Origin of the sequence: Dyella sp. 333MFSha (assembly GCF_900102405.1) — a bacterium.
In the GTDB taxonomy this organism is placed as follows: domain Bacteria; phylum Pseudomonadota; class Gammaproteobacteria; order Xanthomonadales; family Rhodanobacteraceae; genus Luteibacter; species Luteibacter mycovicinus.
On record NZ_FNBR01000001.1, the window covers coordinates 1,593,884 to 1,620,384 of the forward strand.

The window sequence follows — 26,501 nt, forward strand, 5'->3', positions numbered from 1 at the left end:
CTTCGAAGGACATCTCCCGTGAAAATGCGCCTGCTCGCTTCCCTCGCCGCACTGGCCCTTACGTCCATCGCGAACGCGGCGACACTTCCTAACGGCTGGCACGTGGCGGGCTCCTCGCCCAGGGACTACGACATGGGCACAGCGCAGGCACCCAACGTCCGCGACGGCTGGCAGGCGTTCATACACGCCAGGCCCGGTGCGAATGGTTTCGGTACCCTCATGCAGACGATCGACGCCACCGCCTACCGCGGCAAGCGGGTACGCCTGACCGGCGCGCTACGCACTCAAAACGCCGACAAGGCGCAGATGTGGATGCGCATCGATGGCACATCGAGCAAGCTGCTGGGCTTCGACAACATGGACCGCCACCCCTTGCGGGGTACCTCGGACTGGACGCCGTGCAGCATCGTGCTCGACGTGCCGGATGCGGCGACGGCAATCGCGTTCGGATTTCTGCTCGACGGCAAGGGCGGCGTAGATGCCCGTCCGTTCAAGCTGGACGTCGTCGGCAACGACGTGCCCACGACAGGCATGGACCACCCCAACCTTCCGCCAGCACCGGTCAATCTGGGTTTTGAGCCTTGAAGAACTGCGGCTGCACCTCGACGGCGAGCAGTTCGTGCAGATGCACGGCCGTCTCGCTCGCGGAGCGAATCTCGTAAGGGATGTAGATGAAGCGGGCGAAACCGTCGCCCTCGATATGCACGCGGATGCCCTTCTCCACCTGAGCGCCAAGGTCGTCAGGAATGTCGACCTGGGCAACCAGAGCGACACCTTCGACGCCGCCCGCGGCCCCGATACGCACCAGCTGCGCCGAAATCGATTCATAAACATCGCGCGGTTGCGGATTTTCTTCGCCACCGACATCGCCACTCACCGCGGCGATCTTTCCATCCGCCGATATCGTGGCACCGAACGGATAGAAATCACCACTTTCGGACAGCATCTCCTGCGCGAACCGGGCGGTGAACCTGAAGAGGTTTTCAATCTGGTCGTCGGTCTGGGCCATCGGTCGTTCCCCGCATGTCGTGAAACGGCATCCTAATGCACAGCGGGCGGCGTGGCGACTTTACGCCACCGCCCGGTTAGCCCGCGACAACTGATCGGCCGCGACGGGCACACCCAGCAGGTAGCCCTGTAGCGCGTTGCAACCCAGTCGCGTCAGCAGTTCCTGTTGCTCGACCGTCTCCACGCCCTCGGCCACGATTTTCAGACCCAGCGTCTTGCCCAGCGCGATGATCGCCGAAACGATCGCCTCGTCGTCATTGCCCTGGGTCAGTTCGGTAATGAAGCCACGGTCGATCTTCAGCTCATCGGCCGGCAGCTGCTTGAGGTAAAGCAGGCTCGAATAGCCGGTGCCGAAGTCGTCGATGGATATGCCTACGCCCAGCGCGGCCAGCTGATTGAGAATCGCGAGGCTAGCCTCCGCATCGCGCATCGCGGTCGACTCGGTGACCTCGAGCACGAGATGGCGCGGCTCGATACCGTGACGTTCGAGGGCCTCCCTGAGCACGTCGACCAGACCGACATGGGTCAGCTGCACGGTCGACAGATTGACCGCGACCGTCCAGTCGTCGTGCCCCTCATCCTGCCAGGCGCGCATCTGCCGGCAAGCCTCGTCGATCACCCAGTTGCCGATCGGCACGATCAGCCCCGTGCGCTCGGCGACCGAGAGGAACTCATCGGGTGGCACGAGCCCCACATCCGGCTTCTGCCAGCGCAGCAATGCTTCGACGCCGACCATCGGGCCATTCGGCGAGACGAGCTTGGGCTGGTAGTGCAGCAGGAACTCACCCCGATCCACCGCCCGGCGCAGATCCTGCTGGAGCTGCAGTTGCTGGTGAACGTTGGCGTTCATCGCGCTTTCGAAGAAGCAGTAACCGTTGCGGCCCTGTTCTTTCGCGTGGTACATCGCCGCATCGGCGTTGACCATGAGCTCGTGCGTGGTCCGGCCATTCTCGGGATAGATCGCGATACCGATGCTCGCCGCGACGTGCACGGTGTTGTCGTCGATGCTGTACACCGCACCCAGCTGGTCGACCACCGTTTGCGCGAGCACGGCGGCATCTTCGGGCGTCCCGATGTCCAGCACCACGACGAATTCGTCGCCACCCAGGCGTGCCACCGTGTCCTGCTCGCGCTTGATCGCCAGGATCCGGCGCGACACCGCCTTGAGCAGAAGATCACCGACGTGATGTCCAAACACGTCATTGACCGCTTTGAAACCATCGAGATCGATGAACAACACCGCCAGTTGCCGCTTCTCGCGCGCTGCCGTGTGAATCGCCTGCTCCATGCGATCGCCGAGCAGGACGCGATTGGGCAGCCTGGTCAGGTTGTCATGGAGCGCCAGCTGCACGAGCTCGCTGTTCGCCCGGTCGAGCGAGGAGGCCAACGCATCGGCACGCACGTCGAGCATCGCGATGATCAGAGCGATGGCGAAGACCATCAGGCTGACCACGATCACGACGACCGCGAGCCATTTCGCATCCAGACCGGAGTTGGCCGCACCACACCAGCTGCCCAGCGGGAACTGAGAGGCGGCCATGCCGGTGTAGTGCATCCCGACGATCGCGCAACCCATCACCAGCGATGCACCTACGCGCGGGAGCACGACACGCTCGGCGTCGCGACGAAGTCGGAAAGCGATCCAGAGCGCCGCACCCGAAGCGAGCACCGCGATGGCGATAGACGCGGCGAACAGCCAGGGCTCATAGATCACCCCCGGCTCCATCTTCATGGCGGCCATGCCGGTGTAATGCATCGCGGCGATGCCCGCACCGAGGAGCAGCGCACCACCACACAGGCGGCGCCCCGGTAGTTCTTCGAGACAGACCAGCCATAGCGCGAACGCCGACGAGCCCACCGCGATCGCCAGCGACAGCGTCGTCAGACCCAGGTCGTAACCGACGGCGATCGGCAGACGGAATGCCAGCATGCCTATGAAATGCATGGACCAGATGCCGAAACCCATGGCCACGGAGCCGCCGACCAGCCATAACCTGGACGCGAGCCCACGCGTGCTTGCGACGCGGCCAGCCATGTTGAGCGCCGTGTAAGACGCCAGGACCGCGACAATCAGCGAGAAGAAAACGAGGATGCCGCTGTAACTGCTTGCGAGCATGAGGGAATCTGCCAGGCCTGCTATGGCCATCGAATACGGCCGTCGAGGATGTGTCGGCAAATTTACCGAATTCTTGAGCGGGGGATGATGCGGAAACTCTGCACGTGTTCAGGCTGGGGGCCAGAACCGGCTGGAAGTTCCAAACCCGGCAGCGCTACTTGCTGACGGTCTTGTGCTTATTCAACGCCCTTGCCACGTTTTCCGGAGAAACGTCCGAAAGACTGGTCCACCCGAAATCTCTGGGATAGAGCGCTTCTTCCGACGTGATCCCCTCTGCACCCATGAATGTCGCCGTTGCTCGTTCGAGGTACCACTGAGCCCTGGTTACCGAATATCTGAAGTAGAACCCGTCGGTACCCCGCTCCTTCTGATTGATGAAACTGAAAGAGCCCGACCCGATAGACACCAGGTCGTTGAGAGCCATTGAGCCAAGTCTCTTGTTCAAATCGTTGTAGACGCAGTCCACGACCGTCGTTCCTGTAGCGAACTTTGAGAGGGTCCTCCCCTCGCCTTTCAGGACGATAAGCTCACAGGGGTTCTTATCGAAGTCGTACGCTTCATCGGGAACCGGATGGCGAACAATGATCACCGCGCCAGAAAGGCCCGCTCCAAAGAGCTCACCCGCCCGGTAGGCAAGCAAGGTATCGTCCGGACCGAGAAAGTGAATCACTTCGGCGGGCGGCGGTGCGGTGTCAGCAGCCAGAACGGATGCAGAGACCATCGAGGCAAAAAACGTACAGATCGCCATCGTCGACATGAACTGAGTGCGCATCGATCCTCCTTGTATCTGCACGGGCCAGGCTGGCAAAGATTGTAGGGCTTGAATCGCAGACACAAAAAAACCCGCTTCCGCGGGTTTGATTGCGATCCGGTTGAGGTACTCCGGATCTTGCGTTGGTGCCCAAGGGGGGACTCGAACCCCCACAGCCTAAGCCGCTACCACCTCAAGGTAGTGCGTCTACCAATTCCGCCACCTGGGCATAACTTTTACAGCGTGTTGCGTGTGTCGCTGATTACTTCTTGGCCGGTTCGGCGGGAGCCTGGGTGGCTTCCTGCTTCGCAGCCGGAACATCGTTGGTCGCTGCCGGCGCCGTGGCAGCCGGGGTGTTACCGTTGGCGGCGGGTGCCTGCGGCACATCCGACGCGACCGGCTTCACCGGAGCGTTGTTGGCGGGAGCGGCCGGCGTGGTAACGCCAGACATCACACCAAGATCCGCGGCCGGCTGGGGAGCACCCGTGCGACCGAGGTAGATACCCATACCCAGGCTGAGCACGAAGAACAGTGCCGCCAGGATCGCGGTAGCTCGCGTCATGAAGCTCGACGAACCACGCGCACCGAACACGGTTGCGGACGCGCCGCCACCGAAACCCGAACCTGCATCCGCACCGGCGCCGCGCTGCATGAGGATCAGCACGATCATCGCCGCGGCGATCAGGATATAGAAAACGCTGAAGAGGATGAACATATCTTCTTGTTTGCCGTGTCGCGATTATCGCGCCGCGGCGCATATATCCAGGAAATCGGACGCCACGAGAGCCGCACCGCCGATGAGTCCCCCGTCTACATCAGGCTGAGCGAAAAGTTCGGCCGCATTGGCCGGCTTGACGCTTCCACCGTAAAGCACCCGGGTCAGGAGCGAGATATTAACATCCTTTTTTGCCAGTTGGCTACGGATGAACGCATGAATTTTTTGCACCTTGTCCGGAGTAGCCGTCAGACCCGTCCCGATAGCCCACACAGGCTCATAAGCAACGACTGAATGACGGAACGGTTCAATGCCCACGTGCGCCACCACGGCCTCGAGCTGGCGACCGATCACGGCCTCGGCCTGCCCGGCCTCGTGCTCCTCACGGGTCTCACCTACACAAAGGATGGGAGTCAGGGCCGCCTCGAGGGCTGCCTTCACCTTCCCGGCCACGACCGCGTCGGACTCGTGCTGATACTGACGACGTTCCGAATGGCCGACCAACACCCACGTCGCGCCCACGTCCCGTAGCATGCTGCCCGACACCTCACCGGTGAAAGCACCCGACGCCGAGTGCTCACTCAGGTCCTGGGCACCAAAGCGCAGCCCCCGGTCGCGGTACTTGTGCGTCAGCTCCTGCAGGAACACATCGGGCGGGAAGACCACGAGGTCGGGACCGTCCGGCCGGTTCTCCACCAACTCGCGAACGAGGTCGTCCGCCATCTTGCGGGAGCCATGCATCTTCCAGTTGCCGGCGACGAGCTTCGTGCGCATGGTCAGGATTCCGTGCGGGGTAAGGGGGCGGCAGGATAGCGGCGGGCCGCCCGGCGGCAAAGCTGCATTGCCGCACGGAGGGCGCGCACGCGCCATTCACCGAGGGTAATGCATGAATCGGGCATTTGCCTTGATCCGGCCTGTCTTATGATCCCCGTATGCGCACCCTGAGAATTCTCTTTATCGCCCTGCTCGTCTTCACGAGCGGCCTGGCCTTTGCCCAGACCGACGACGCCACGACTACACCGGCGCAGCAGATCGACGATCTGCGCGGCCAGCTTGACCAGGTCGAGAAGTCCATGAAGGACGAGCAGATCACCGACGGCAAGATCGACGACCTGCGCGGCAAGGCGACGGACATCGTCTCCAACGCACAGAAGGTGTCGAGCGCCCTGCAGTCCAGCCGGGACGCGGCCAAGGCCCGCCTCGACCAGATGGGCCCCGCGCCCGCCAGCGGGACGAAAGAAGCACCGGAGCTCGCCGCGTCCCGCAAGGACGCCACCAAGGCGTTCAACGCGGTCGATGCTCAGATCAAGCAGGCGGACGGCATCGCGCTCGAGGCGCAGCAGACCTCCGGACAGCTGGCGGATCTGCGGCGCATCCGCTTCCAGCAGACCATCTCCCAGCGGACCAACTCCCCCGTGTCCCGCGCGTTCTGGTCGGATCCGGCGGACGCCTTTCCCCGTGACCTGGCCAATCTTCGCGATTTCGGAAACCAGGCCAGAACCGACCTTGCCGCCAGCTGGACCCAGGGCAACCGGGTCGCGCTGATCGTCTGCGTGTTCTTCGGCCTGCTTCTGATGACGGGCGTTCGCTTCTATATCGAACATCGCGTGCGCCACCTCACGGCCAACCGCATGCCGCCAGGCCGCCTGCGCCGCTCGGCACTGATCCTGGGCATCGCGCTGACCTCGACACTCACCACCGGGCTGGGCACCCAGCTCCTTTATCTCGGCATCAACTGGAACGACACACTCAGCCACGACACCGACGAGATCGCGAAGCACATCGTCGGACTGGTGTTCTTCGGTGCGTTCGTCGCCGGACTGGGCCGCGCACTGATCTCCGCCAAGAAGCCCTCGTGGCGACTGCCCGCACTCTCGGACGAGACCGCCCTGCAGCTGCGGCGTTTTCCGATGCTGTTCTCGCTGGCAATCGTGCTGTTCCGCTTTCTCGACCTGCTGAACCGGACGATCGGCACGAGCCTCGCGGCAACGGTCATGACCAGCAGCGTGCAAGCGGTGGCACTGACCATCCTCGCCGCGCTCGCACTGATCCGCCTCAGCCGCACACACAAGACGGAGGCCGACGCCGAAAGCGACGATGCCGGGCAAGCCACGGCCGCCCGTCCGATCTGGGCCAGCCTGCTGATCGCGGCGGCGTGGATCGCCATCATCGCTTCCTGGGTCGGTCTGCTTCTGGGCTATGTATCGTTCGCCGCCTTCATGGCCGGACGCGTGGTCTGGATCACCATCGTGATCGCCGCGACATATCTTGCGATGCGTCTGGTCGACGACCTCTTCGAGACGCTGCTGTCGGAAAAGGGGCCGATGAGCGCCCGGGCGCAGGCGGTCTTCGGCACGCATCCCAAGATGCTGGACCAGGCGGGCGTATTGCTTTCCGGCGTCGTGCGACTGGGCCTGTTCCTGCTCGGTCTCTCCGCCGCGGCGGCCGGTGCCGGCGGCAGCGTGCCGGACCTGCTGGAACTCGGCGGCAAACTGCAGTCGCTGAAAATCTACAACGTCGAGCTGAAACCCGACCAGATCCTCACGGCGATCGGCCTGTTCTTCGTCGGCCTGATGGCGGTGCGCGTGGCGAAGAACTGGCTGTCCGACCAGTACCTGCCGCGAACCAGCCTCGACCCGGGCATGCGCAGTTCGCTGACCACCCTGCTCGGCTATGTCGGCGTCGTCATCGTCGTCGCCATCGCGCTGCTGGCGATGGGTCTTTCGGTACAGAACGTGGCGTGGGTCGCCTCGGCGCTGTCGGTGGGTATCGGTTTCGGCCTGCAGGCGATCGTGCAGAACTTCATTTCAGGCCTCATCCTGCTGGCCGAGCGACCGGTCAAGGTCGGCGACTGGGTCGTGCTGGACGATGCCGAGGGCGACATCCGCCGGATCAATGTCCGCGCCACCGAAATCCAGGTAGGCGACCGCTCGACCATCATCGTGCCGAACTCGTCGTTCATCACCAAACCGGTGCGGAACATGACGATGGCCAATCCGCAGGGGCGCGTGCAGATCAAGCTGCCGATGCCGCTGGACAGCGACCCCGTGCACGTGCGCGATCACATGCTGGAAGCGATGACCGCGCATAGCGCCGTGCAGGATACGCCCGCGCCGTCGGTGACGCTGGACAGCATCGACCGCACCGCGATGATGTTCGTGGCGACGTGCTATGTGGGTAGCCCGCGCGACGTCGGCGGGGTCAAGAGCGATCTGTTGTTCGACATCATCGCCCGCTTGCGCGGGGCGGATATTCCGCTGCTCCGACCGCAGGATCTGGTGTTGCGTTCGGGTGGGAATACCCCGGAGATGCCAGGGCCAACGGGTGCGGCTGCGCCGAAGGCGTCCACGGACGATCCTTCATCGTAGGAGCGCGCCCTGCGCGCGATGCTCTTAACATCGCGCGCAAGGCGCTCCTGCGAGTCTTACTTCTCGACCGGCACCAAACGCAGATCCTGGAAGTCGAAGCTGAAATCGGTCAACGGTGAGACGGGCTCCATCCGCACTTCGCGGACCTTGCCATCCGGATCCAGCGAGAAGTTGACGAACGCATCGCCGTTGAGCGACCGATCCGTCCAGTGAGCGATGAACGTATCGTGCTGCCACGGCTCCAGCGTGCCGCTGAGCTGTGCGGTCTTGCTGAAGGTCATGGACAGCTTGCCGCCCTGCTTCGACACCTTGACGTCGCCGTACCACGGATCGCGATACGTACCGACATAACCATCGAGCGGCAGCGAGGGCTTCGCACCCTTCATGCGCGCCGCCTCATGCTTCTTCATGCTGTCGTCGGCGTTACCTTCCGCCTTTTTGACGCCGGCGGCGTATGCGGCGATCCAGTCGGTCTTCGGCGCATCGGTGAAGGCGTCCAGCGCACGCATGGTCACCGCCTGGAACGCGGCACCGCTCTCCTGATTAGTCAGCACCACGATACCCAGCTTGAGATCGGGAACCATCGTGACGCGCGAGACCATGCCGGGCCAGCCACCGGTGTGCCAGACCAGCTTGTGACCGCGATAGTCGGAAACGAACCAGCCTTCGCCGTAGCCGGAGAAGTTCGGTCTGGCCGATTTGAGTTCGGGCACGGCGGGCTCAGGGATACGGATCGGCGTGATCAACGACCACATTTCGGCCTGACGCTTTTCGCTGAAGAGACGTTGCTCCTTGCCGCTGCCGTCCTTGTATGTGCCGCCGTCGAGCTGCATGGTCAGCCACTTCGAGAGATCGTGCACGCTCGAGTAGATGCCGCCCGCCGAAGGATTGTTGTTCCACGACATCGGCGCGACCGGCTTCAGGTCCTTGAAGTCGAATTTGGCGTGACCGGTAGCGATGTCGTCGTTCGGGCCGATGCTTTCCGGCGCATGCGTCTGCGACTCGGTCATGCCCAGCGGAACGAAGATGCGATCGTGCACGAAGTCGGCCCAGGGCTTGCCCGAGACCTGCTCGATCACCAGGCCCGCCACCGCGAAGAGAATGTTGTCGTACGCATACTCCGCACGGAAGCTGTTGGTCAGAGGCACGTAACGAAGACGCTGCACCACTTCCTTCGTGGTGTACGTCGTCGCGGGCCAGTACAACAGGTCCCCCGCACCCAGGCTCAGGCCGCTGCGATGCGCAAGCAGATCGCGCACGCGCATCTCGCGGGTCACGTAGGGATCCGACATCTGGAACCAGGGCAGCCGGTCGACCACCCGGTCGTTCATGTCCAGCTTGTTCTCGTCGGAGAGGATGGCCAGCGACGCCGCGGTAAACGCCTTGGTATTCGACGCGATCGCGAACTGCGTATGCGCGTCGACCTTCGCCGACTCGCCCAGCTTGCGCACGCCCGAGCCCATCTCGAGGACGATCTTGCCGTCCTTGACGATCGCCACGGCGATACCCGGCACGTCGAACTGCTTGCGCGTCGCATCGACATAGGCGTCGAAGTCGGCCAGCGCGGCCGGACGGGATGCCGTGGCGGCGGACGCGGGCGACGGCCTCACGTCCTGCCCCTGCGCGGCGAGTGCGAACGCGAAGCTGGTGACGCCGAAGGCGAGAAGATAACGAAGACGCGACATGGAAAGCCCCTGCAGGCAAAAACGGTGTGGGGACTATTCCACGCATCGCCGTACGGCGAAAGACTTCTCTCAGGCCTTGCTTTTCTGGCTGAAAAGCACGCTGCCGAGAATGATCGCGCCGGCGAGCGCCATGGTCGGGGTGAGCGCCTCACCGAGGAACATCCAGGCCCAGGCCACACCAAACAGGGGAACCAGATAGGTCGCGGTGGCGGCGCGCGGCGCACCGATACGCTGGATGAGGCGGAAGTAGAACGCGTAGGCCAGACCGGTGGAAAGCACACCCAGCGCCGTGACGGCGACCCACGACTTCACGGGAATGGGCGCGTCGGGCCATGTCAGCACGGCCAGCGGCGCGGTCAGAAGGGTCGCACCGAGCAGGCACCCGGCCGCCACCGCCGTGGGCGCGATATCGGAGAGGTAGCGCTTGATCAGGTTACCGGCAAGACCGTAGCAGAACGATGCCGCGGCGCCCGCCAGAGCGGCCGGTGCCACGTTGTCACCGGCGGTGCGGCCGCTGGCGAGAATCACGACGCCGATAAAGCCGGCGACCAGTGCGATGGCCTTGCGCGTGCCGATCTTCTCACCGAAGCCGACGAAGGCGACGAGGGCCGCGAAGAGGACGGTCATGCTGTTGGCGATGGCGCCAATGCCCGCCGGCGCGCGCTCCGCACCCCAGGCAAACAGGGTGAACGGGACGGCCGCGCTCAATGCGCCAAGCACCAGCATCTTCCACAGATGCGATAAGCGCAGGGTGTTGCGGGCGCGCCACAACAGCGGCAGCAGGATCACCGAACCGAACAGCAGGCGCGTCGCCACCATCGGGAACGGACCGAAGTCCCTGGCGGCCACGCGCATGAAGAGAAACGAACCGCCCCAGATGGCGCCCAGGGCCACCAGCTCGACCGGTGTACGCCAGTCCCGCGTGGCGGTCGGCGTGATCGAATCGACGGGGGCATCGGTGGCAGCGGACATACGAACCTCACTTGTGTCTGGCCCTCATTGTCGCCGGAACCACGGGGCCGACAAGCGCGTTCTTTGCAACGCTGCCTATCGCCCGATTCATGCCTGCCATGCGCCCCTCCCCTTCCCTTGCGTTCACTGAGCGGGCGGAGCGGGAAACCCTGGAGCCTGGGAGGCCGCCCTACTCCACCCCGACGAAGCCACCGGTCTGATGCGCCCACAAGCGCGCATAAAGGCCGCCACGCGCAATCAGCTCCGAATGCGTGCCGGTTTCCACGATCGCGCCATGCTCCATCACGACGAGACGATCCATCTTCGCGATGGTCGACAGGCGGTGGGCGATGGCGATAACGGTCTTGCCGCGCATCAGCGTCTCGAGGCTTTCCTGGATCGCCGCCTCCGCTTCGGAATCCAGCGCCGAGGTGGCTTCGTCCAGAACCAGAATGGGCGCGTCTTTCAGCAGCACGCGCGCGATGGCGATACGCTGCCGCTGGCCACCCGATAGCTTCACGCCACGCTCGCCGGCGTGAGCGTCGTAACCCGTGCGACCTTCGCCATCCGACAGCAGCGGGATGAACTCATCCGCACGAGCCTGCCGGACGGCCTCGGCCATCTCCGCGTCGGTCGCATCCGGACGCCCGTAAAGAAGGTTGTCCCGGATCGACCGATGCAGCAGCGAAGTGTCCTGCGTCACCACGCCGATCTTCGAGCGCAGCGATTCCTGGGTGACCTTCGCGACATCCTGCCCATCGATGTAAATGTGCCCGTCCTCGAGGTCGTAGAGACGCAGCAGCACGTTCACCATCGTGGACTTGCCGGCACCCGACGGCCCGACCAGTCCGATCTTCTCACCCGCACGCACGACCAGATCGAGGCCGCCGATGATGCCGCCGGCCTTGCCGTAATGGAAATGAATATCGTCGAAGCGGACCTCGCCCTTCGACACCACCAGCGGCACGGCGTCGGCCCGATCGACCACCGTACGTTCCTGCGAGAGCGTGGTGATGCCATCCTGGACGGTACCGACATCCTCGAAGATGCCGTTGACCACCCACATGATCCAGCCGGACATGTTGTTGATACGGATGACCAGGCCCACGGCGAGCGCCACCTGACCCGTCGTCACCGTGCCACGCGACCAAAGCCACAACGCCAGTGCGCTGGTGAAGCCGATCAGCAGGCCGTTGAGCGTCGTGATGGAGACATCCATCGTCGTGACCATGCGGCTCGACGACCGCACCTTCTCGGTCTGCTCGACGATGGCTTCACGCGCATAGGCTTCCTCGCGATTCGTATGGGCGAAGAGTTTCAGCGTCATCACGTTGCTGTAGCCGTCGACGATGCGCCCCATCAGCTTCGAGCGGGCCTCCGACGCCTTCCACGAACGCTCCTTCACCCGCGGCACGAAGAACACGAGCATGCCGATGTAGCCGGCGATCCAGCAGATCAGCGGAACGGCCAGCCAGATGTCCGCTTTGGCGAACAGGTAGATCGAGGTACCGGCATAGACGGTGACGTACCAGAGGGCGTCGACCACCTGCACGGCCGACTGCCGCAGCGAGGGCGCCGTCTGCATGATGCGGTTGGCGATGCGCCCGGCGAAGTCGTTCTGGAAAAAGGACAGGCTCTGTTTGAGCACATAGCGATGATGCTGCCAGCGCATCATGCTGGTCATGCCAGGGTTGAGTGTCTGATTGACCAGAAGATCGTGAATCCCGATCGAGAGGGGACGCAGGACGACCACGACGAACGCCATCCACGCGAGCGTGCCGGCGTGCGTCTGGAAGAAAGTCGCCGCCGGCGTCTTCTGCGCCATGTCGACCAGGCGCCCCAGAAAGTCGAACATGGCGACTTCGATCAGGGCGACGGCCAGCCCCACCACGAGGGCTGCGACGAAGATCTTCCATACCTGACGCAGGTAATGGGCATAGAAGCGGACGACACTTTTCGGCGGGGTCCGGTCAGGGACCTCGCGGAAAATGTCGATCAGGGATTCGAACCATCGGAATATCATGCCGGCATTGTAGACCGGTATGGAGTCAGGTCGATGTCGTAAGGCACCGGGGGATAGGTGGTCCACGTATCCCCCGGCCAGGGCCCTGGTCAGGAGAGCGTTTCACGCTCCCAGTGCCGTCCCGCGGCCAGCGCCTGCACGAAGCCCTTCGCGAACCCATCGCTGGCCTTTCCGCCCGTGACGACCACGCCGTGCTCGCTGCGGACGTCCTTTTTTTCGCCGACGGCGACACCGCCGGGCAGACCGACGAGAAGCTCGGCGCCTTCACCGCTGGCAGCGATGGCCTTGCAATGGCGCCAGCTGTCCTTGATGAAGTCCGCGACATCCGGCACGCGCTTCAGCAGATCGACGCTACCCCGGCCGCCCGGCACGTAGATCGCATCGAACAGCACCGAATTGCTCGTGAGGAAGCTGAAGTCGGCCTCGACGGCATCGCCGTTCGAGCGAATCGAACCAAGCTGAGGTGCGACGAACTTGACCTGCACCCCATTCTTCTCGAGGGCCTTGCGTACCGCGGCGACATCGTCAGCGGCGAAACCATCCGCCAGCAGCACCGCCACCTTGCGCGTTGCGAGCGTGTCGCCCGGCCGGTGACGCATGCTCAGCGCCGGAGAAACCGGAACGTCGCGTGCGGGCGTCGGTTGATACTTCTTCGGATCCGCGTCGGCTGGCACGCTGCGGTTGAGCGGGCCGTCGCTCTTCTTTGGGACGGGAATGCCGAGCGCCTGCGCCACGCTCGCCGCGAGGTCAGTGTCGACCTGAGCCAGCATGAACAGCATGCGCTGCCGCACCGTCGGCTCCTGTACCTTGCCCAGTTCAAAGCGCAGCGCGCTGACGATATGGTTGTACTCGGCCTCGGACTGGCTATGCAGGAACATGCGCGCCTGCGTGAAGTGATCGAGGAACGTCTCACTGCGTGCACGTACCTTACGCGCGTCTATGCGCTCGTTTACCGACGTGAATCCGCCATCTTTCCAGGAGGCCTGGAACGGGCACCCGCCGCCGAGCGAGTTGGGCTCATACGCGACGCGCCCCTTGTCGATCGTGTGGCGCATGTGGGCATCGCGCTGGTGATTGCGCACGGGAACGACGGCACGATTGATCGGCAGCTCGTGGAAGTTGGGGCTGCCCAGGCGCGAAAGCTGCGTGTCCGTATACGAGAACAGGCGTCCCTGCAGCAGCGGATCGTTGCTGAAATCGATACCCGGCACGACATGACCGGGATGGAACGCCACCTGCTCGGTCTCGGCGAAATAATTATCCGGGTTGCGGTCAAGCACCATGCGACCGATGAGGCGCACGGGTACCACCTCTTCCGGAATCAGCTTGGTCGGATCGAGCAGGTCGAAATCGAACTTGTGCTCGTCTTTCTCGTCGACCAGCTGCACACCGAGCTCCCATTCCGGGAAATCGCCAGCCGTGATGGCATCGGCCAGGTCGCGCCGATGAAAGTCGGGGTCGTTGCCCGAGATTTTCAGCGCTTCGTCCCAGGCCACGCTGTGCAGACCGAGCTTCGGCTTCCAATGGAATTTGACGAAGGTCGACTTACCTGCCGCATTGACGAAACGGAATGTATGGACACCGAACCCTTCCATCATCCGGTAGCTGCGTGGAATCGCACGATCAGACATCGCCCACATGATCATGTGCATCGACTCGGGCATCAGGGAGATGAAATCCCAGAAGGTGTCGTGTGCGCTGGCGGCCTGCGGAATCTCGTTATGCGGCTCGGGTTTCACCGCATGGATCAGATCGGGAAACTTGATCGCGTCCTGAATGAAGAACACCGGGATGTTGTTGCCAACGAGATCGTAATTGCCTTCTTCGGTGTAGAACTTCACCGAGAACCCACGCACGTCGCGGGCGAGATCCGTAGAGCCACGCGATCCCGCTACGGTGGAGAAGCGGACGAAAACGGGCGTACGCTTTCCTTTCTGTGAAAGAAAAGACGCGCGCGTGACCGGGGCCAGCGAGTCGTAGGCTTCGAAATAGCCATGCGCCGCGGCACCGCGCGCGTGGACGATCCGTTCCGGAATACGCTCGTGATCGAAATGGGTGATCTTTTCGCGGAGGATGAAATCCTCCAGTAGCGTCGCGCCGCGCTCGCCGGCCTTCAGCGAGTTCTGGTCGTCGGCGATGCGCGTTCCCTGATCCGTCGTCATCGTCGCGCCGGTGGCATCGACGGTGTCCCGCGCCAGATCGGCGCGTTTGGGATTATCGTCGACGGCGGACGGGTTCTTGCGTGCAGCGTTGGCTGGGGCTTTGGGCGCCTTGCTCATGATGTACCTCGCGTGTTCTCAACACGAGGTGTATGGCAGCGGCACCGTGAATCGTGGGTCAAGTCAGCGCAAAGATGATGCTTCTACGTAGGTATCACGTGTGGCGTGACAGCGCCTTATCCAGGGCGACGAGCGCGAGACCGAGACCGAGGAAGAGCGCCCCTACGAGCAGGCTGTTGAGCAGCACCGCGACGTAACCCAGGTGATCCACATCCATGAACGGATAGGGGTACTCATGCACCAGGGCGCCCCGGCCCAGCGTCCAGATCAGGAACGCCAGCGGAAACGCCAGCCAGCGCAGCGCGTCACGCCAGACCAGTGCGCCATGCGGGAGCAACGCAAGCCACCACACGACGAACAGGAACGGCACGACGTAATGCAGCGAGCGATCGGCCACCAACTGCGGCCCCATCGGATGCCATAGCGACTGCAGGAGTACCGCGTAGATCAGGCAGGTCACCGAAATGGACAACGCCGCGAGCCCGCGTACGCGCGGCCCACGCCATATCCGTAGCGCGGCCCAGCCACCACCCGTCGCGGACGAGGTGGCGACGAGCGCCACCAGAAGGTTCGACAGGATGGTGAAGAAGCTGAAGAAACGCAGTGTCACCTCCAGCGCCGGCCCCGACCAGAGCATCAGCCAGTACTGGAGCATCAGCGTCGGCCAGGCCACCGCCGCGACGACGATCGCGAAAAGGTTCGAAACGGCGGCGACCCGGGGCGACATCGTCAATGCGGCCAGACGTTGTTCGAGCGGTCGCGATCGGGAAGCGCGTGATCCGGATCGATCACGGCGCCCACGATCCTCTTCTGGCCCGGCACGGTCACGTCGAAGGCCGTGTGCTGCTGCCAGGTTTCCACCGGGATGCGGATATCGCGCGTGGTCTTGTCTTCGAAGGTCACCCGCAGGGTCGACGGCATCACCAGCCCGTCCAGATTGGCGATGGTCACCTTCGCACCATCCACCTTCGTCACCGCAAGGTCCAGCTGCCAGTTGTTGGCATACCAGCCGCGCCAGAACCAGCCGAGGTCTTCGCCGGTTTCGCTTTCCATCAGACGGAAGAAGTCCGACGGTGTCGGATGCTTATAGGCCCAGGTGGCGATGTATTTGCGGAACGCCGGATCGAATCGCTCGGGACCGACGATCTGCTCGCGCAGCAACACCAGGCCAAGCGCGGCCTTGAAGTACGTCGCCGGGTGCCGGTATTTCTCTTTGACCATGTCGGCGCCAATCAGCAGATTCGGCGCTTCCTGGTCAGCCAGCAGCGGCAGGATTTCGTCGACCGGATTGCCACCTTTGGGCGAGTATTCACTGTCGCGCTTCGGCGCGAATTCGCCCCGGTTGAACGCATCCGCCTCGTAAACGTCGATGAAGGTGTTGAAGCCCTCGTCCATCCAGGCGTTACGACGCTCGTCGGAGCCGACGATCATCGGAAACCAGGTGTGACCGATCTCGTGCGCGGTCACCATGTGGAGATCCTTCGGGGACGCCTTCATCGGGTCAAAGACAATGCCCGGGTATTCCATACCACTGGCCGCATCGCCGGCTTCATTGATCGCGACGGGGTACGGGTACGGGTACCACTTTGTCGAGAAGTGCTCGACAGAAGCCTTCAGGTACTCGGTCGAACGACCCCACTGCGCGTCACCGACGCTCTCCACCGGGTACACCGACATGGCCAGGGCTTTCTTGCCTTCGGGCAGATTGATCCGCGCCGCGTCCCACACGTAGCTGGTCGACGCGCCGAACGCGACGTCACGCGTGTTCTTCATCTGGAATTTCCAGGTGAGCGTGCCGCCCTTCTTCGGCCGGCTGGCCGGATCGGTCACTTCCGCGGGCGTGCGGATCATCACCGTCTTGTCGCTCTCGCGTGCTTTGGCCAGCCTGTCGCGCTGCGCGGCCGTGAGCACGTCGTCCGGGTTGACCAGTTCACCGGAGCCGGCGACGATCATGTCCGAGGGTACGGTGATCGCGTAGTTGAAATCGCCGTACTCGAGGTAGAACTCGCTGTTGAGATAGGGCGCGGTGTCCCAGCCCCGTTGATCGTCGTACACGCACATGCGCGGGTACCACTGCGCCATCTCGTAAATGTTCCCGTTCTTCGACGGTGCGAAGCCCGTCCGACCACCGAAATCGCCAGGCAGATCGTAAGAATATTCGATCGTCACCGAGACTTTGCCGCCTTTCGCGGAAACCGCCTCGGGCAGGCGGATCTGCATCCGTGTGTCGCTGACCACGTACGTCGCCCGCGCCGTCCTGCCACCCTGCTCGACGCTGACACTCGCGATACGGTAACCATCGGTGTGCTGCTTGTCCGCAGGCTGCCTCCCGCCGGTGAAATTGCCGCGGGCCTCGCGGGTGAAACGGTTCTCGTCCATTTGCAGCCAGAGCACGTCGAGCGCGTCGGGACTGTTATTGGTGTAGTGAATCGTGGCCTTGCCGACCAGCGTATTCCTCACCGGGTCGAGCGTGGCGGACAGGTCGTAGTCCGCCCGGTTCTGCCAGAACAACGGGCCGGGCATACCGCTGCCGGAGCGATAAGCCGTTGCCGGCTGGGGATAATCGAACGGAGCGAACGCTTCGCGCGGATCGAAGGTCGCGGCCGCGGCGCCGAGCGAACCCGCAAGGGCGACACTGGCGAGCGACAGACGGGCAACGTTTTTCATCGGGGACACCCTGGGAACGACCCCTGAGCGTAACCGGCAAACGAAGCCCGCCTCTACCGTGCCAGAAGTCAGGTCAACGGACGTCGATCTTGCGATTCTCGCCAAGGTCGGGCGTCTTTCCCGAGAGGCGCGCCTTCAGATAGTCGAACGCGACGACCATCTTCGACGAGGGCGCATCCCAGTATTCGGCGGTATCGACGTCGACACGGATCAGCGCAATGTCCGGGTCGTCCTTGCCATTCGGGAACCAGGTTTTGATCCACTCGTTCCAGTGGGCATCGATGGATGCGCGGTCGTCGACCACGGCAGCGGCGCCCGACAGCGAAACATAGCTGTTGTCGGAGGAACTGGCATAGGCGACGTTGACCTGGCGATGCGCCTCCACCTCCGCCACCTTCGGCGAACTCTTGCGGGTGAAAAACCAGAGGCTGCCATCGAAGGCCTTCTGCGAGGCGACCATGGGGCGGCTGTAGAGCCGGCCGTCGCGCTCGCTGGTCAGCATGGCGACGCGGGCGTCCTTGATCAGCGACCAGATCTTCTCGTTGTCCTGCTGGCGTGCGTCGGTCATGAGAGGCTCCTTTGAAGGTAATGGAAAGCCGCACCCTCCCACTGAGCCACTGAAGAACCCGTCAAGCATCTCCCCCGAGGGACAGACATCGCCCTCACATGACGGAATTTTCTCTCCCCCTGCGCTATCAAGACGGTTTCCCACCGAGGATGACGCCCATGGGGCTGCTCGTCGAAGGCACCTGGACCACCGCGGGGTACGACACCGGCAAGAGTGGGGGCCGCTTCGAGCGCGAGCCGACGCGTTTCCGGAACTGGATTACCCCGGATGGCTCGGCGGGTCCGACCGGCGAAGGCGGCTTTGCCGCCGAAGCCGGGCGCTACCACCTGTACATCGCACGGGCGTGCCCATGGGCACACCGCACGGCGATTTTCCGGGCCATCAAAGGCCTCGACGAGATGATCGGCCTCTCCGTGACACATTGGCTCATGGGCGACGAGGGGTGGACCTTCGAGCCCGCCGAGGGCGTCGTGCCCGATGACGTCAACGGAGTGCGCCGGATCTACGAGCTTTACAAACGAGCCGATCCGGCGGTCTCGGGCCGTGCCTCCGTCCCCGTTCTGTGGGACAAACAGAGGCGCACCATCGTCAGCAACGAGTCGGCCGACATCATCCGCATGTTCAACGATGCCTTCGATGGCGTCGGCGCCCGGCGCGGCGACTATTATCCGCAAGACCTGCGCGCGGAGATCGACGGGTACAATGCGCGGATCTACGACACGTTGAATAATGGTGTGTACAAGGCCGGCTTTGCCGGCAGCCAGGACGCTTACGAGGAAGCCATCGTCCCGCTGTTCGACACACTGGACTGGCTGGAGATGCACCTGTCGGACCGTCGCTACCTGTGTGGCGACCGCCTGACCGAAGCCGACTGGCGACTGTTCACCACCCTGCTCCGCTTCGACCCGGTGTACCACGGACATTTCAAATGCAACCTGCGCCGCCTGATCGACTATCCCGTGCTTTGGGCGTATACGCGCGCGCTGTATCAGGAGCCGGGCATTCGCGAAACGGTCGACTTCGGGCACATCAAAAAGCACTATTACCTGAGCCACCCCTGGCTGGACCCGACCGGGATCGTTCCCGCCGGACCGGATATCGACTTCGAGGCACCGCTTTGAGTGCCTGACACGTTGATATGCCTTGCATCCTGACCGGGTAGCCACATATTCCCCCGATAAACACACGAGGACCCCACGCATGAAAATCGGTTTGATCGGTCTGGGCAAGATGGGCGGCAACATCGCCCGTCGCCTGATGAGGGACGGTCACCAGACCGTTGTCTATGACAACAACGCCGACGCGCGTGCCACGCTGGCGAAGGACGGCGGCGAAGCCGTCGAGTCGCTTGAGGCCCTGGTCCAGGCCCTGCCCTCGCCCAAGGTCGTCTGGGTCATGCTGCCGGCAGGCGAGATCACCGAGACCACGATCGCCAAGATCAGTGGCCTGCTGGGCAAGGACGACATCATCATCGACGGTGGCAACACCTTCTACAAGGACGATGCCCGCCGTGCCGAAGAGCTCGCCGCCAAGGGTCAGCACTACGTCGACGTCGGTACGTCCGGCGGTGTGTGGGGCCTCGATCGCGGTTACTGCATGATGATCGGCGGCGACAAGCCCACCGTCGACTTCCTCGACCCGATCTTCAAGACCCTCGCGCCGGGCGCCGGCGACATCCCGCGCACCGAGAGCCGTGAAGGCCGTGACCCCCGTGTCGAGAACGGCTACATGCATGCCGGTCCCGCCGGTGCCGGTCACTTCGTCAAAATGATCCACAACGGCATCGAGTACGGCATGATGCAGGCCTTCGCGGAAGGCTTCGACATCCTGAAGAACCGTAACGGCACGCAGCTGCCCGAGCGCGAGCGCTACAACCTCGACATGGCCGACATCGCCGAAGTCTGGCGCCGCGGCAGCGTCGTTTCCTCGTGGCTGCTCGATCTCACGGCCAGCGCGCTCGCCAAGGGTCCGGAGCTGGACAACTACTCCGGCTACGTCGACGACTCCGGCGAAGGCCGCTGGACGGTGAACGCCGCGATCGAAGAAGCCGTCCCGGCCGAGGTGCTCACCTCCGCTCTGTTCGCCCGTTTCCGCTCGCGTCAGGACCACACCTATGCGGAGCGCCTGCTGTCGGCGATGCGCATGGGCTTCGGTGGTCACATCGAAGGTCGCGGGAAGCCGCCGAAAGAAGGCGATCATTCCTGAAAGGCATGAAAAATCCCGCTTCGGCGGGATTTTTTTTGGTCGCGCGATCTGTGTCGGGTCGTGCGATTTTCTGTAGGAGCCCGCCCTGCGGGCGATGGGCGCCAGCAGCACCCTCCCATTCGCGCGCAAGGCGCGCTCCTACCTGCCGTCCAGCTCGTTCAGGCGTTCCCGCCACCGTTCGGGCGTCTGCGGCTTGATGAACAACGCCACGATCGGCAGCTTCGCCTCTTTCGTCCGCCGCTCGATCTCGAGCACGCATTCCTCGATCTGCACCGTCGTCAACGCATCGTCGAACGCCGCGGATAGCGCCACCAGCACGTGGTCGGGGCCGACCTGCACCGTCAGCACGCCATTGACCGCCTCGATGCCGGGTACCTCGCCCGCGATATTGCACACCTGCGCCAGAAGCTTCGGCTGCGCGGGCTCACCGATCAACAGCTCCTTGCTCTCGCGAGCCAGCGCGATCGCCGCCAGCGCCAGCACGACCGAAATACCCACCGAGGCCCAGCCATCGATGCGCGGATCGTTGAACGCGTGCGACAGATAGATACCGATGGCCGCGATGCCCAGACCTAGCAACGCCGCGGTGTCTTCAAACAGCACCGAGTAAGTGGTCGGGTCCTTGCTCCGACGAAACGCCTCGAAGTAACCGAGCCGGCCCTTCTTCCGCTGCACACTCTTGAGCGACAGCCACCACGATGAGCCTTCGAACAGCACGCTCACGGCCAGGACGATGTAAGCGGTCTTCGGATCCTCGAGCGGCTCGGGCGTCAGGATGTGGTTGACGCCCTCGTACAAGGAGAAGCCGGCACCGAGCGACAGCACCAGCAGCGCGACGATGAAACTCCAGAAGTAGAGTTCACGACCGAAACCCAGCGGGTGCTGGCGGTCCGGACGTCGCTGGGAGCGTTTGAGCCCATAGAGCAGCAGGATCTCGTTGATGCTGTCGACGAGGGAGTGCACGCCCTCGGACAGCATCGCGGAGCTGCCGGTGATCGCCGCGGCGACGAACTTGGCGACAGCGATCGCGACATTGGACGCGAGCGCGACGTATACGACGAGTTTTGAACCTTCGGCCATGGGGTCATCGTCGCGGACAGGGTGTGTTCCGCAAGTAAAGCATGAGCAAGCCTCGCCCGCAGGGCAGCTCACCCGTAGGAGCCCGCCCTGCGGGCGAAAAGCCAACGATGCGCGGACGCGGAAACTCCACCCATGCGACGAGGTAAAACATAAAAAAAGCCGCCCCAACCGGAGCGGCTCTTTCCCAAACGCGGAACCCGTCGCGAATTACTTCGCGAACAGATGCTCCACGCCAGCGCGCTCTTCGCGCAGTTCCTTTTCGGTCGCGTCGATACGCGCCTGCGAGAACGCGTTGATCTCCAGACCCTGGACGATGGCGTACTTGCCGTCCTTGACCGTCACCGGGTAACCGAAGATCACGCCCGGCTCCACACCGTACGAGCCGTCCGACGGGATACCCATCGAGACCCAGTCACCCTCGGCCGTACCGAGCGTCCAGTCACGCATATGGTCGACGGCGGCCGAAGCGGCCGAGGCGGCCGACGATGCGCCACGCGCCTTGATGATCGCCGCGCCGCGCTGCTGCACGGTCGGGATGAACTCGCCCTCGTACCAGGCCTGGTCGACCTGATCGAGCGCCGGCTTGCCCTTGACGGTGGTCGTGTGCAGGTCCGGATACTGTGTCGAGCTGTGGTTGCCCCAGATCGTCAGTTTCTTGATGTCGGTGGAGTGGGTACCGGTCTTCTCGGCCAGCTGCGACAGCGCGCGGTTGTGATCGAGACGAACCATCGCGGTGAAGCACTTCGGATCGAGATCCGGAGCGTTCTGCTGCGCGATCAGCGCATTGGTGTTGGCCGGATTGCCGACGACCAACACGCGCACGTCGCGCTTGGCGTGGTCGTTCAGCGCCTTGCCCTGCGGGCCGAAGATGGCGCCGTTGGCTTCCAGAAGGTCCTTGCGCTCCATGCCGGGGCCACGCGGACGTGCGCCGACCAGCAGTGCGTAATCGACGTCCTTGAAAGCGACGTTGAGGTCATCGGTGGCGACAACGCCCGCGAGGGTCGGGAAGGCGCAATCGTTGAGCTCCATCACCACGCCCTGCAGCGTGGGCAGCGCCGGGGTGATTTCGAGCAGGTGCAGGATCACCGGCTGGTCGGGACCCAGCATGTCGCCGGCGGCGATACGGAACAGGAGGGCATAACCGATCTGGCCGGCTGCGCCGGTGACGGCAACGCGAACGGGTGCTTTCATCTTTCGACTCCTCAGGGATATCGCGGGGGACTGACGATCAGCTCAGCTCGGCGAAGAACTCGACGATGCGGGCCATGCCCTTGTCGAGTGCCTCGTCCGGGCACGAATAGGAAATACGCAGGGCGCGCGGCTCGCCGAAGGCCGAACCCGGCACGCAGGCCACGCCCTTGGCATCGAGCAGCACGGCGCAGAAGTCGACGTCGGAGGTGATCTCCACGCCGTTGTGCTTCTTGCCAAAGGCCACCGAGATGTCCGGGAACGCATAGAACGCGCCCTGCGGACGTGGGCAGACCACGCCCGGAATGGACACCAGCGCGTCGTAGACGCGGTCGCGCTTCGCGGCGAACTCGACGCACTTCTGCGCGGGGACGTCCTGCGGACCGGCCAGCGCGGCGACGGCGGCGGCGGTGACCACTTCCGGCAGGCTGGTGATGTGATTGGAGTTGAGCGTGGTAACCGCCCTGGCGACGGTTTCCGGCGCGGCGATGAAACCCACGCGCCAGCCGGGCATGCCGTAGGTCTTCGACAGCGAATCGACGAAGATCGTGCGGTCTTTCAGCTCCGGACGGACGTGCACGAAGTTGTGGTAACCCACGCCGTCGAACACCATCGTGTTGTAGATGTCGTCGGTGATGATCCAGGTATCCGGATACTTCGCGATGACGTCGGCCAGCGCGGCGATTTCATCGCGCGTATAGACCATGCCGGTCGGGTTGGACGGGTTGTTGAACAGGAAGACACGCGGCTTGCGCGCCAGCGCTTCGTCCAGCTGCGCGGGCGTGAGCTTGTAGTGCTGCTCGGGCGGGCACGGCAGGATGTTGATCTTTGCCCCGACGATCTCGGCGATGTCGAGGTAGCTGGTCCAGTACGGGGCCGGGAAAGCGATTTCGTCGCCTTCGTCCAGCAGCGCTTCGGCCAGGTTGTAGAGGATCTGTTTGGCACCGACGCCGGTGGAAACGTTTTCACGCTTGTAGCCGGTGAGACCCAAAGCGTCGATGTGGGCCAGGAAGGCATCGACCAGCGCATCGGCGCCACGGTTGCTGCCGTACTGGCCGGAGTCCTTCGACAACGCCTCGCGGGCGGCGGCGTAGACGTGCTCACCGGGAAGGAAGTTGGGGACACCGATCGAGAAGCTGACGATGTCGCGGCCTTCAGCCTTGAGGCGCTTGGCTTTCTCGGCAATGACCATGATCGCACTGGGTTTGGCGCGACCCATTCGCGTGGCGAGCTGCGGCATCGTTTCCTCGTCGGGGGTGGGGCAAAGTGCGGCATTTTAACACGCCCCAAAAAGAAAACGCCGCCCGGAGGCGGCGTTTCAAACGCTTTGACGCCGGACGGGCGCTCAGCGGTTGTCGAGCACCTCGTTCCACTTCGCGACCTGGGCGGCCTGCTTTTCGAGCAGCGCGTCGACGTCGCCTTCGACGGTCACCGTCTCGATGGTGTCGTCGCCGACGATCTTGTTGACCACGGCCTGGTCGTCCGGGCCGACCACTTCGCCGAAGACGCTGTGCTTGCCGTCGAGCCAGGGGGTGGCGCCGTGGGTGATGAAGAACTGCGAGCCATTGGTGCCCGGGCCGGCGTTGGCCATGGACAGGATGCCCGGCTTGTCGTGCTTGAGGCTGGCGTCGAACTCGTCACCGAACTTGTAGCCCGGACCGCCACGGCCCGAACCCTCGGGGCAACCGCCCTGGATCATGAAGTCGGGGATGACGCGGTGGAACGTCTTGCCATCGTAGTAGCCACGCTTGGCCAGGTTGACGAAGTTGGCCACGGTAACCGGGGTCTTGTCGTCGTGCAGGCGGAGGTGGATATCGCCCTTGTTGGTCTTCATGGTGACGGTAATGGTCATCGCAATTCCTGTAACTCGTTGAAAATCGGACTATCCACTGCGAGCGGCCGGTCCGGTGGGCTGCAAAGGCTAACGAAGATGGCGCCACCTGCCCAACAGTTCAAGCGGTAAAGCGTGATGGTGCGTTCAGGTCCGTGGCAGGGCCAGCGCTTCGGCGGTCAGGGGACCTGCCCCGCGAGGGCGGGCATCGCGCACGGCGGCATCCTCAGGCAGCGCCCTGCCCTCCATGAGGTGCGCCCAGGCCCGGTCCAGCGCCGCGTAGCCGTAAGGCAGCAGCGGCACGTGGCCGTCTCCGAAGTCCGGGAAGGCCAGGAAGGAATCGAAGTGCTGGGCGTACGGCACCTTCCAGAACACGGGCGATCGGCCGGAGGCGCGTAGCCACTTCACGTAGGGCTCCGAACTGAAGGCCATGGGGATCAGACCGTCCTGCGCGCCGTGCACGATGACGATCGGGAGCGCGGCGCGTGGCAGCGTCGCCGCTGTGGCCGCCACGCCAGCGCGCAGGCTGACGGCATCCTCGCCCTGCCCCGTCCACAGGTCACGCAGGCTCAGATGGCCGGGCAGGGTGGGATCGAGCGAGAAGTCGGTGCCGCCGGCAAGGATGACCCCGGCCCCCGGGGGGACGCCCGAACCCTCCGCCCACCAGGCGGCGCGGATAACCGCTTCGGCCGGACCCGCGATCCCACCCGCGTGCTGTGCCCGGTATGAAAACCCGCAGGGCATCGCGCCCGCCGGGCGCCGCATATAAGCGGAGGCATACGCCGCCGTGACCGCCCGCCAGAGATCGAGCGAGGTCGAGGACGCGCCTACCTTGAGGGCGTCGTCGTCCCAGCCTGACGCCCGCAGCATGGCCAGCGCTTCGTCGGCCTGCGGGCCCGGCATGAAAGCCTTCAGCCGTCCATGCGCACGAAGCGCGGCACCTCGCAAAGCCCAGGCCGGGGGCGAGACCGCACCGACCCGCGCGAACGGCACGCCGTCGAACTCACGCGCCGCCAGGGCGGCAGGCAACAGCAGGGCTGCCTCGGTCGCATAGTCGTAGAACGGCCGCCCATGCCCTTCGACGTGGATGTTGGGCTCGAGGGCGACGACCGCCGCCAGCATGCCGTCGGTGTCGTCGCCTGCGGCACGCAGGACGGCACCGCCGCCATTTGAGAGACCGGTGGCGATGATGCGCGTATTTTCCGGCGTGAACGGCGCCTCGTCCGGAAACGCGCGGTCGAGCATGGCGAGACCGAAACGCGCCGCCTGCAAAACGTGTCGACCCCAGTCCGCTTCCGGGTTGTCGCCCGAGTGCGCGTGCTTCACCGCGATACCCGCGTCGTGCGGCGCGTCCTGAGCTTCGAATTCGAGTGACGCCTCCCCCGCCTTCGCCCGGGTTCCGTCGAGCGCCACACCCGTTCTATCGCCGGTATCGAAATACCCCGCGCCCGCGCCTTTGTCCGTGTACGCCACCGCGCAGCCTCGCGGCAGACCCCAGCCTCCGGCGAGGGCGATCGCACCATAGATGCCACGCGATCCCGACGAGGCGGTGACGACCAGGCAGCGCTGCGCGTGATCGAAATCATCGGGGACCTGCGCCAGCACACGATGTGACGCACGTGCACCAGACAGCGTGGCGAACGCGGTGTACTCGCGCCCTGGTACATCCGGCACCTGTCCGTAAAGCGTGCCGAAGCCGCCGATCGGACCCAGATCGGCTATGCCTTTCCAACTGCTCTGGATAGCCCGTCGCCGGAGCTCCGCAGGCGTCGGCGACGTTGGCTGCGCGAACGCCGTGGACGTGCCCGTCAGCCCGCGCAAGCCGAGACCGGCGCTCAGAAGATCGTCGCCATTGCGATGGGTGGTGACGCGGACATCGCCGAAGGTGTCGGGTGCTGACATGACGCGCAATCTCGTGGCGAACGCAAGGACACCGAGCATACCGGTCAGCGGCGGTGAGGTTCCCGGCGACACTTTCGGCGCAAGTTATCGCGAAATGTCGTCACGCGCCAAGGTATGCTCCGGATCCCGGCAGGAGCCGGAAGAACCCAAGGGGATACTGAGCA

The 26,501-nt window shown here is 64.0% G+C and carries 21 protein-coding genes and 1 tRNA gene; 4 read left to right on the plus strand and 18 right to left on the minus strand.

The window, feature by feature from the left end; translation table 11 throughout:
* The first annotated feature begins 18 nt into the window (after window positions 1–18).
* Window positions 19–585, plus strand: a complete 567-nt coding sequence (locus BLT40_RS06955; RefSeq protein WP_143025849.1) for a hypothetical protein — start codon at window positions 19–21, stop codon at window positions 583–585.
* Here the strand turns inward: BLT40_RS06955 and BLT40_RS06960 are convergent.
* The 6 genes from BLT40_RS06960 to tpiA all read right to left on the minus strand — a co-directional run bounded on the left by BLT40_RS06960 (window position 563) and on the right by tpiA (window position 5,364).
* Window positions 563–1,009 carry a hypothetical protein gene (locus tag BLT40_RS06960; RefSeq protein ID WP_090352435.1) on the minus strand — a complete coding sequence of 149 codons (447 nt, stop codon included), beginning with the start codon at window positions 1,007–1,009 and terminating at the stop codon, window positions 563–565. The genes BLT40_RS06955 and BLT40_RS06960 overlap by 23 nt on opposite strands.
* A gap of 60 nt (window positions 1,010–1,069) precedes the next feature.
* Window positions 1,070–3,124, minus strand: coding sequence for a putative bifunctional diguanylate cyclase/phosphodiesterase (locus BLT40_RS06965; protein ID WP_090352437.1), 2,055 nt, complete (start codon window positions 3,122–3,124; stop codon window positions 1,070–1,072).
* A gap of 154 nt (window positions 3,125–3,278) precedes the next feature.
* The gene (locus BLT40_RS06970; protein WP_090352439.1) at window positions 3,279–3,896 is read right to left on the minus strand and encodes a hypothetical protein; all 618 of its coding nucleotides are present in this window, start codon (window positions 3,894–3,896) and stop codon (window positions 3,279–3,281) included.
* A gap of 123 nt (window positions 3,897–4,019) precedes the next feature.
* A tRNA-Leu gene (locus BLT40_RS06975) sits at window positions 4,020–4,104 on the minus strand.
* Between the two features lie 33 nt (window positions 4,105–4,137).
* A complete protein-coding gene (gene secG, locus BLT40_RS06980; protein ID WP_090352441.1) occupies window positions 4,138–4,590 on the minus strand; it encodes a preprotein translocase subunit SecG in 453 nt (150 codons plus the stop codon).
* A 24-nt stretch (window positions 4,591–4,614) separates the two neighbouring features.
* A complete protein-coding gene (gene tpiA, locus BLT40_RS06985; protein ID WP_090352444.1) occupies window positions 4,615–5,364 on the minus strand; it encodes a triose-phosphate isomerase in 750 nt (249 codons plus the stop codon).
* A gap of 158 nt (window positions 5,365–5,522) precedes the next feature.
* Between tpiA and BLT40_RS06990 the strand changes: the two genes are divergently transcribed.
* On the plus strand, window positions 5,523–7,958 hold the full coding sequence (locus BLT40_RS06990; RefSeq protein WP_079521471.1) for a DUF3772 domain-containing protein: 2,436 nt from the start codon (window positions 5,523–5,525) through the stop codon (window positions 7,956–7,958).
* 56 nt (window positions 7,959–8,014) lie between these two features.
* On the opposite strand, the gene BLT40_RS06995 is transcribed toward BLT40_RS06990, so the two are convergent.
* The 7 genes from BLT40_RS06995 to BLT40_RS07025 form a co-directional block, all read right to left on the minus strand.
* A complete protein-coding gene (locus tag BLT40_RS06995; RefSeq protein ID WP_090352446.1) occupies window positions 8,015–9,643 on the minus strand; it encodes a serine hydrolase in 1,629 nt (542 codons plus the stop codon).
* A 69-nt stretch (window positions 9,644–9,712) separates the two neighbouring features.
* Window positions 9,713–10,615 (minus strand): DMT family transporter, encoded by a 903-nt coding sequence (locus BLT40_RS07000; RefSeq protein WP_090352448.1) that lies wholly within the window; start codon window positions 10,613–10,615, stop codon window positions 9,713–9,715.
* 169 nt (window positions 10,616–10,784) lie between these two features.
* Window positions 10,785–12,617 (minus strand): ABC transporter ATP-binding protein, encoded by a 1,833-nt coding sequence (locus BLT40_RS07005; RefSeq protein WP_036113918.1) that lies wholly within the window; start codon window positions 12,615–12,617, stop codon window positions 10,785–10,787.
* An 89-nt stretch (window positions 12,618–12,706) separates the two neighbouring features.
* The gene (locus tag BLT40_RS07010) at window positions 12,707–14,896 is read right to left on the minus strand and encodes a catalase (protein ID WP_090352450.1); all 2,190 of its coding nucleotides are present in this window, start codon (window positions 14,894–14,896) and stop codon (window positions 12,707–12,709) included.
* 94 nt (window positions 14,897–14,990) lie between these two features.
* Entirely contained in the window at window positions 14,991–15,623 is a 633-nt protein-coding gene (locus tag BLT40_RS07015; RefSeq protein WP_090352452.1) for a Pr6Pr family membrane protein, read from the minus strand.
* A gap of 2 nt (window positions 15,624–15,625) precedes the next feature.
* Window positions 15,626–17,563 (minus strand): M1 family metallopeptidase, encoded by a 1,938-nt coding sequence (locus BLT40_RS07020; protein ID WP_090352455.1) that lies wholly within the window; start codon window positions 17,561–17,563, stop codon window positions 15,626–15,628.
* 73 nt (window positions 17,564–17,636) lie between these two features.
* Complete coding sequence (locus BLT40_RS07025; protein WP_090352456.1) at window positions 17,637–18,131, minus strand: pyridoxamine 5'-phosphate oxidase family protein; 495 nt, start codon at window positions 18,129–18,131, stop codon at window positions 17,637–17,639.
* Window positions 18,132–18,289: 158 nt separating this feature from the next.
* Between BLT40_RS07025 and BLT40_RS07030 the strand changes: the two genes are divergently transcribed.
* Window positions 18,290–19,252 carry a glutathione S-transferase family protein gene (locus BLT40_RS07030; RefSeq protein WP_090352457.1) on the plus strand — a complete coding sequence of 321 codons (963 nt, stop codon included), beginning with the start codon at window positions 18,290–18,292 and terminating at the stop codon, window positions 19,250–19,252.
* A 79-nt stretch (window positions 19,253–19,331) separates the two neighbouring features.
* Complete coding sequence (gene gnd / locus BLT40_RS07035) at window positions 19,332–20,336, plus strand: phosphogluconate dehydrogenase (NAD(+)-dependent, decarboxylating) (protein ID WP_036113931.1); 1,005 nt, start codon at window positions 19,332–19,334, stop codon at window positions 20,334–20,336.
* 138 nt (window positions 20,337–20,474) lie between these two features.
* Here gnd and BLT40_RS07040 read toward each other — a convergent pair whose 3' ends face one another.
* From BLT40_RS07040 to BLT40_RS07060, 5 genes are all read right to left on the minus strand, one after another.
* A complete protein-coding gene (locus tag BLT40_RS07040) occupies window positions 20,475–21,416 on the minus strand; it encodes a cation diffusion facilitator family transporter (protein ID WP_090352458.1) in 942 nt (313 codons plus the stop codon).
* Window positions 21,417–21,623: 207 nt separating this feature from the next.
* The gene (locus BLT40_RS07045) at window positions 21,624–22,607 is read right to left on the minus strand and encodes a malate dehydrogenase (protein WP_036113936.1); all 984 of its coding nucleotides are present in this window, start codon (window positions 22,605–22,607) and stop codon (window positions 21,624–21,626) included.
* 37 nt (window positions 22,608–22,644) lie between these two features.
* Window positions 22,645–23,844: an aminotransferase class I/II-fold pyridoxal phosphate-dependent enzyme gene (locus tag BLT40_RS07050; protein WP_090352459.1), complete on the minus strand. Its 1,200-nt coding sequence runs from the start codon at window positions 23,842–23,844 to the stop codon at window positions 22,645–22,647.
* A gap of 105 nt (window positions 23,845–23,949) precedes the next feature.
* Window positions 23,950–24,456: a peptidylprolyl isomerase gene (locus BLT40_RS07055; protein ID WP_036113939.1), complete on the minus strand. Its 507-nt coding sequence runs from the start codon at window positions 24,454–24,456 to the stop codon at window positions 23,950–23,952.
* A 126-nt stretch (window positions 24,457–24,582) separates the two neighbouring features.
* Window positions 24,583–26,337 carry a 3-hydroxybutyrate oligomer hydrolase family protein gene (locus tag BLT40_RS07060; RefSeq protein ID WP_090352543.1) on the minus strand — a complete coding sequence of 585 codons (1,755 nt, stop codon included), beginning with the start codon at window positions 26,335–26,337 and terminating at the stop codon, window positions 24,583–24,585.
* Between the last annotated feature and the right edge of the window lie 164 nt (window positions 26,338–26,501).

Excerpts from the sequence above, each read along its gene's own strand:
- BLT40_RS06995 (WP_090352446.1), bottom strand. The coding sequence starts at position 9,643 with ATGTCGCGTCTTCGTTATCTTCTCGCCTTCGGCGTCACCAGCTTCGCG.
- BLT40_RS07045 (WP_036113936.1), bottom strand. The coding sequence starts at position 22,607 with ATGAAAGCACCCGTTCGCGTTGCCGTCACCGGCGCAGCCGGCCAGATC.
- BLT40_RS07055 (WP_036113939.1), bottom strand. The coding sequence starts at position 24,456 with ATGACCATTACCGTCACCATGAAGACCAACAAGGGCGATATCCACCTC.
- BLT40_RS07015 (WP_090352452.1), bottom strand. The coding sequence starts at position 15,623 with ATGTCGCCCCGGGTCGCCGCCGTTTCGAACCTTTTCGCGATCGTCGTC.
- BLT40_RS07005 (WP_036113918.1), bottom strand. The coding sequence starts at position 12,617 with ATGATATTCCGATGGTTCGAATCCCTGATCGACATTTTCCGCGAGGTC.
- gnd (WP_036113931.1), top strand. The coding sequence starts at position 19,332 with ATGAAAATCGGTTTGATCGGTCTGGGCAAGATGGGCGGCAACATCGCC.
- BLT40_RS07060 (WP_090352543.1), bottom strand. The coding sequence starts at position 26,337 with ATGTCAGCACCCGACACCTTCGGCGATGTCCGCGTCACCACCCATCGC.
- BLT40_RS07030 (WP_090352457.1), top strand. The coding sequence starts at position 18,290 with ATGGGGCTGCTCGTCGAAGGCACCTGGACCACCGCGGGGTACGACACC.
- BLT40_RS06965 (WP_090352437.1), bottom strand. The coding sequence starts at position 3,124 with ATGCTCGCAAGCAGTTACAGCGGCATCCTCGTTTTCTTCTCGCTGATT.
- BLT40_RS07025 (WP_090352456.1), bottom strand. The coding sequence starts at position 18,131 with ATGACCGACGCACGCCAGCAGGACAACGAGAAGATCTGGTCGCTGATC.
- tpiA (WP_090352444.1), bottom strand. The coding sequence starts at position 5,364 with ATGCGCACGAAGCTCGTCGCCGGCAACTGGAAGATGCATGGCTCCCGC.
- BLT40_RS06970 (WP_090352439.1), bottom strand. The coding sequence starts at position 3,896 with ATGCGCACTCAGTTCATGTCGACGATGGCGATCTGTACGTTTTTTGCC.
- BLT40_RS06960 (WP_090352435.1), bottom strand. The coding sequence starts at position 1,009 with ATGGCCCAGACCGACGACCAGATTGAAAACCTCTTCAGGTTCACCGCC.
- BLT40_RS07050 (WP_090352459.1), bottom strand. The coding sequence starts at position 23,844 with ATGCCGCAGCTCGCCACGCGAATGGGTCGCGCCAAACCCAGTGCGATC.
- BLT40_RS06990 (WP_079521471.1), top strand. The coding sequence starts at position 5,523 with ATGCGCACCCTGAGAATTCTCTTTATCGCCCTGCTCGTCTTCACGAGC.
- BLT40_RS07000 (WP_090352448.1), bottom strand. The coding sequence starts at position 10,615 with ATGTCCGCTGCCACCGATGCCCCCGTCGATTCGATCACGCCGACCGCC.
- secG (WP_090352441.1), bottom strand. The coding sequence starts at position 4,590 with ATGTTCATCCTCTTCAGCGTTTTCTATATCCTGATCGCCGCGGCGATG.
- BLT40_RS07040 (WP_090352458.1), bottom strand. The coding sequence starts at position 21,416 with ATGGCCGAAGGTTCAAAACTCGTCGTATACGTCGCGCTCGCGTCCAAT.
- BLT40_RS07020 (WP_090352455.1), bottom strand. The coding sequence starts at position 17,563 with ATGAAAAACGTTGCCCGTCTGTCGCTCGCCAGTGTCGCCCTTGCGGGT.
- BLT40_RS07010 (WP_090352450.1), bottom strand. The coding sequence starts at position 14,896 with ATGAGCAAGGCGCCCAAAGCCCCAGCCAACGCTGCACGCAAGAACCCG.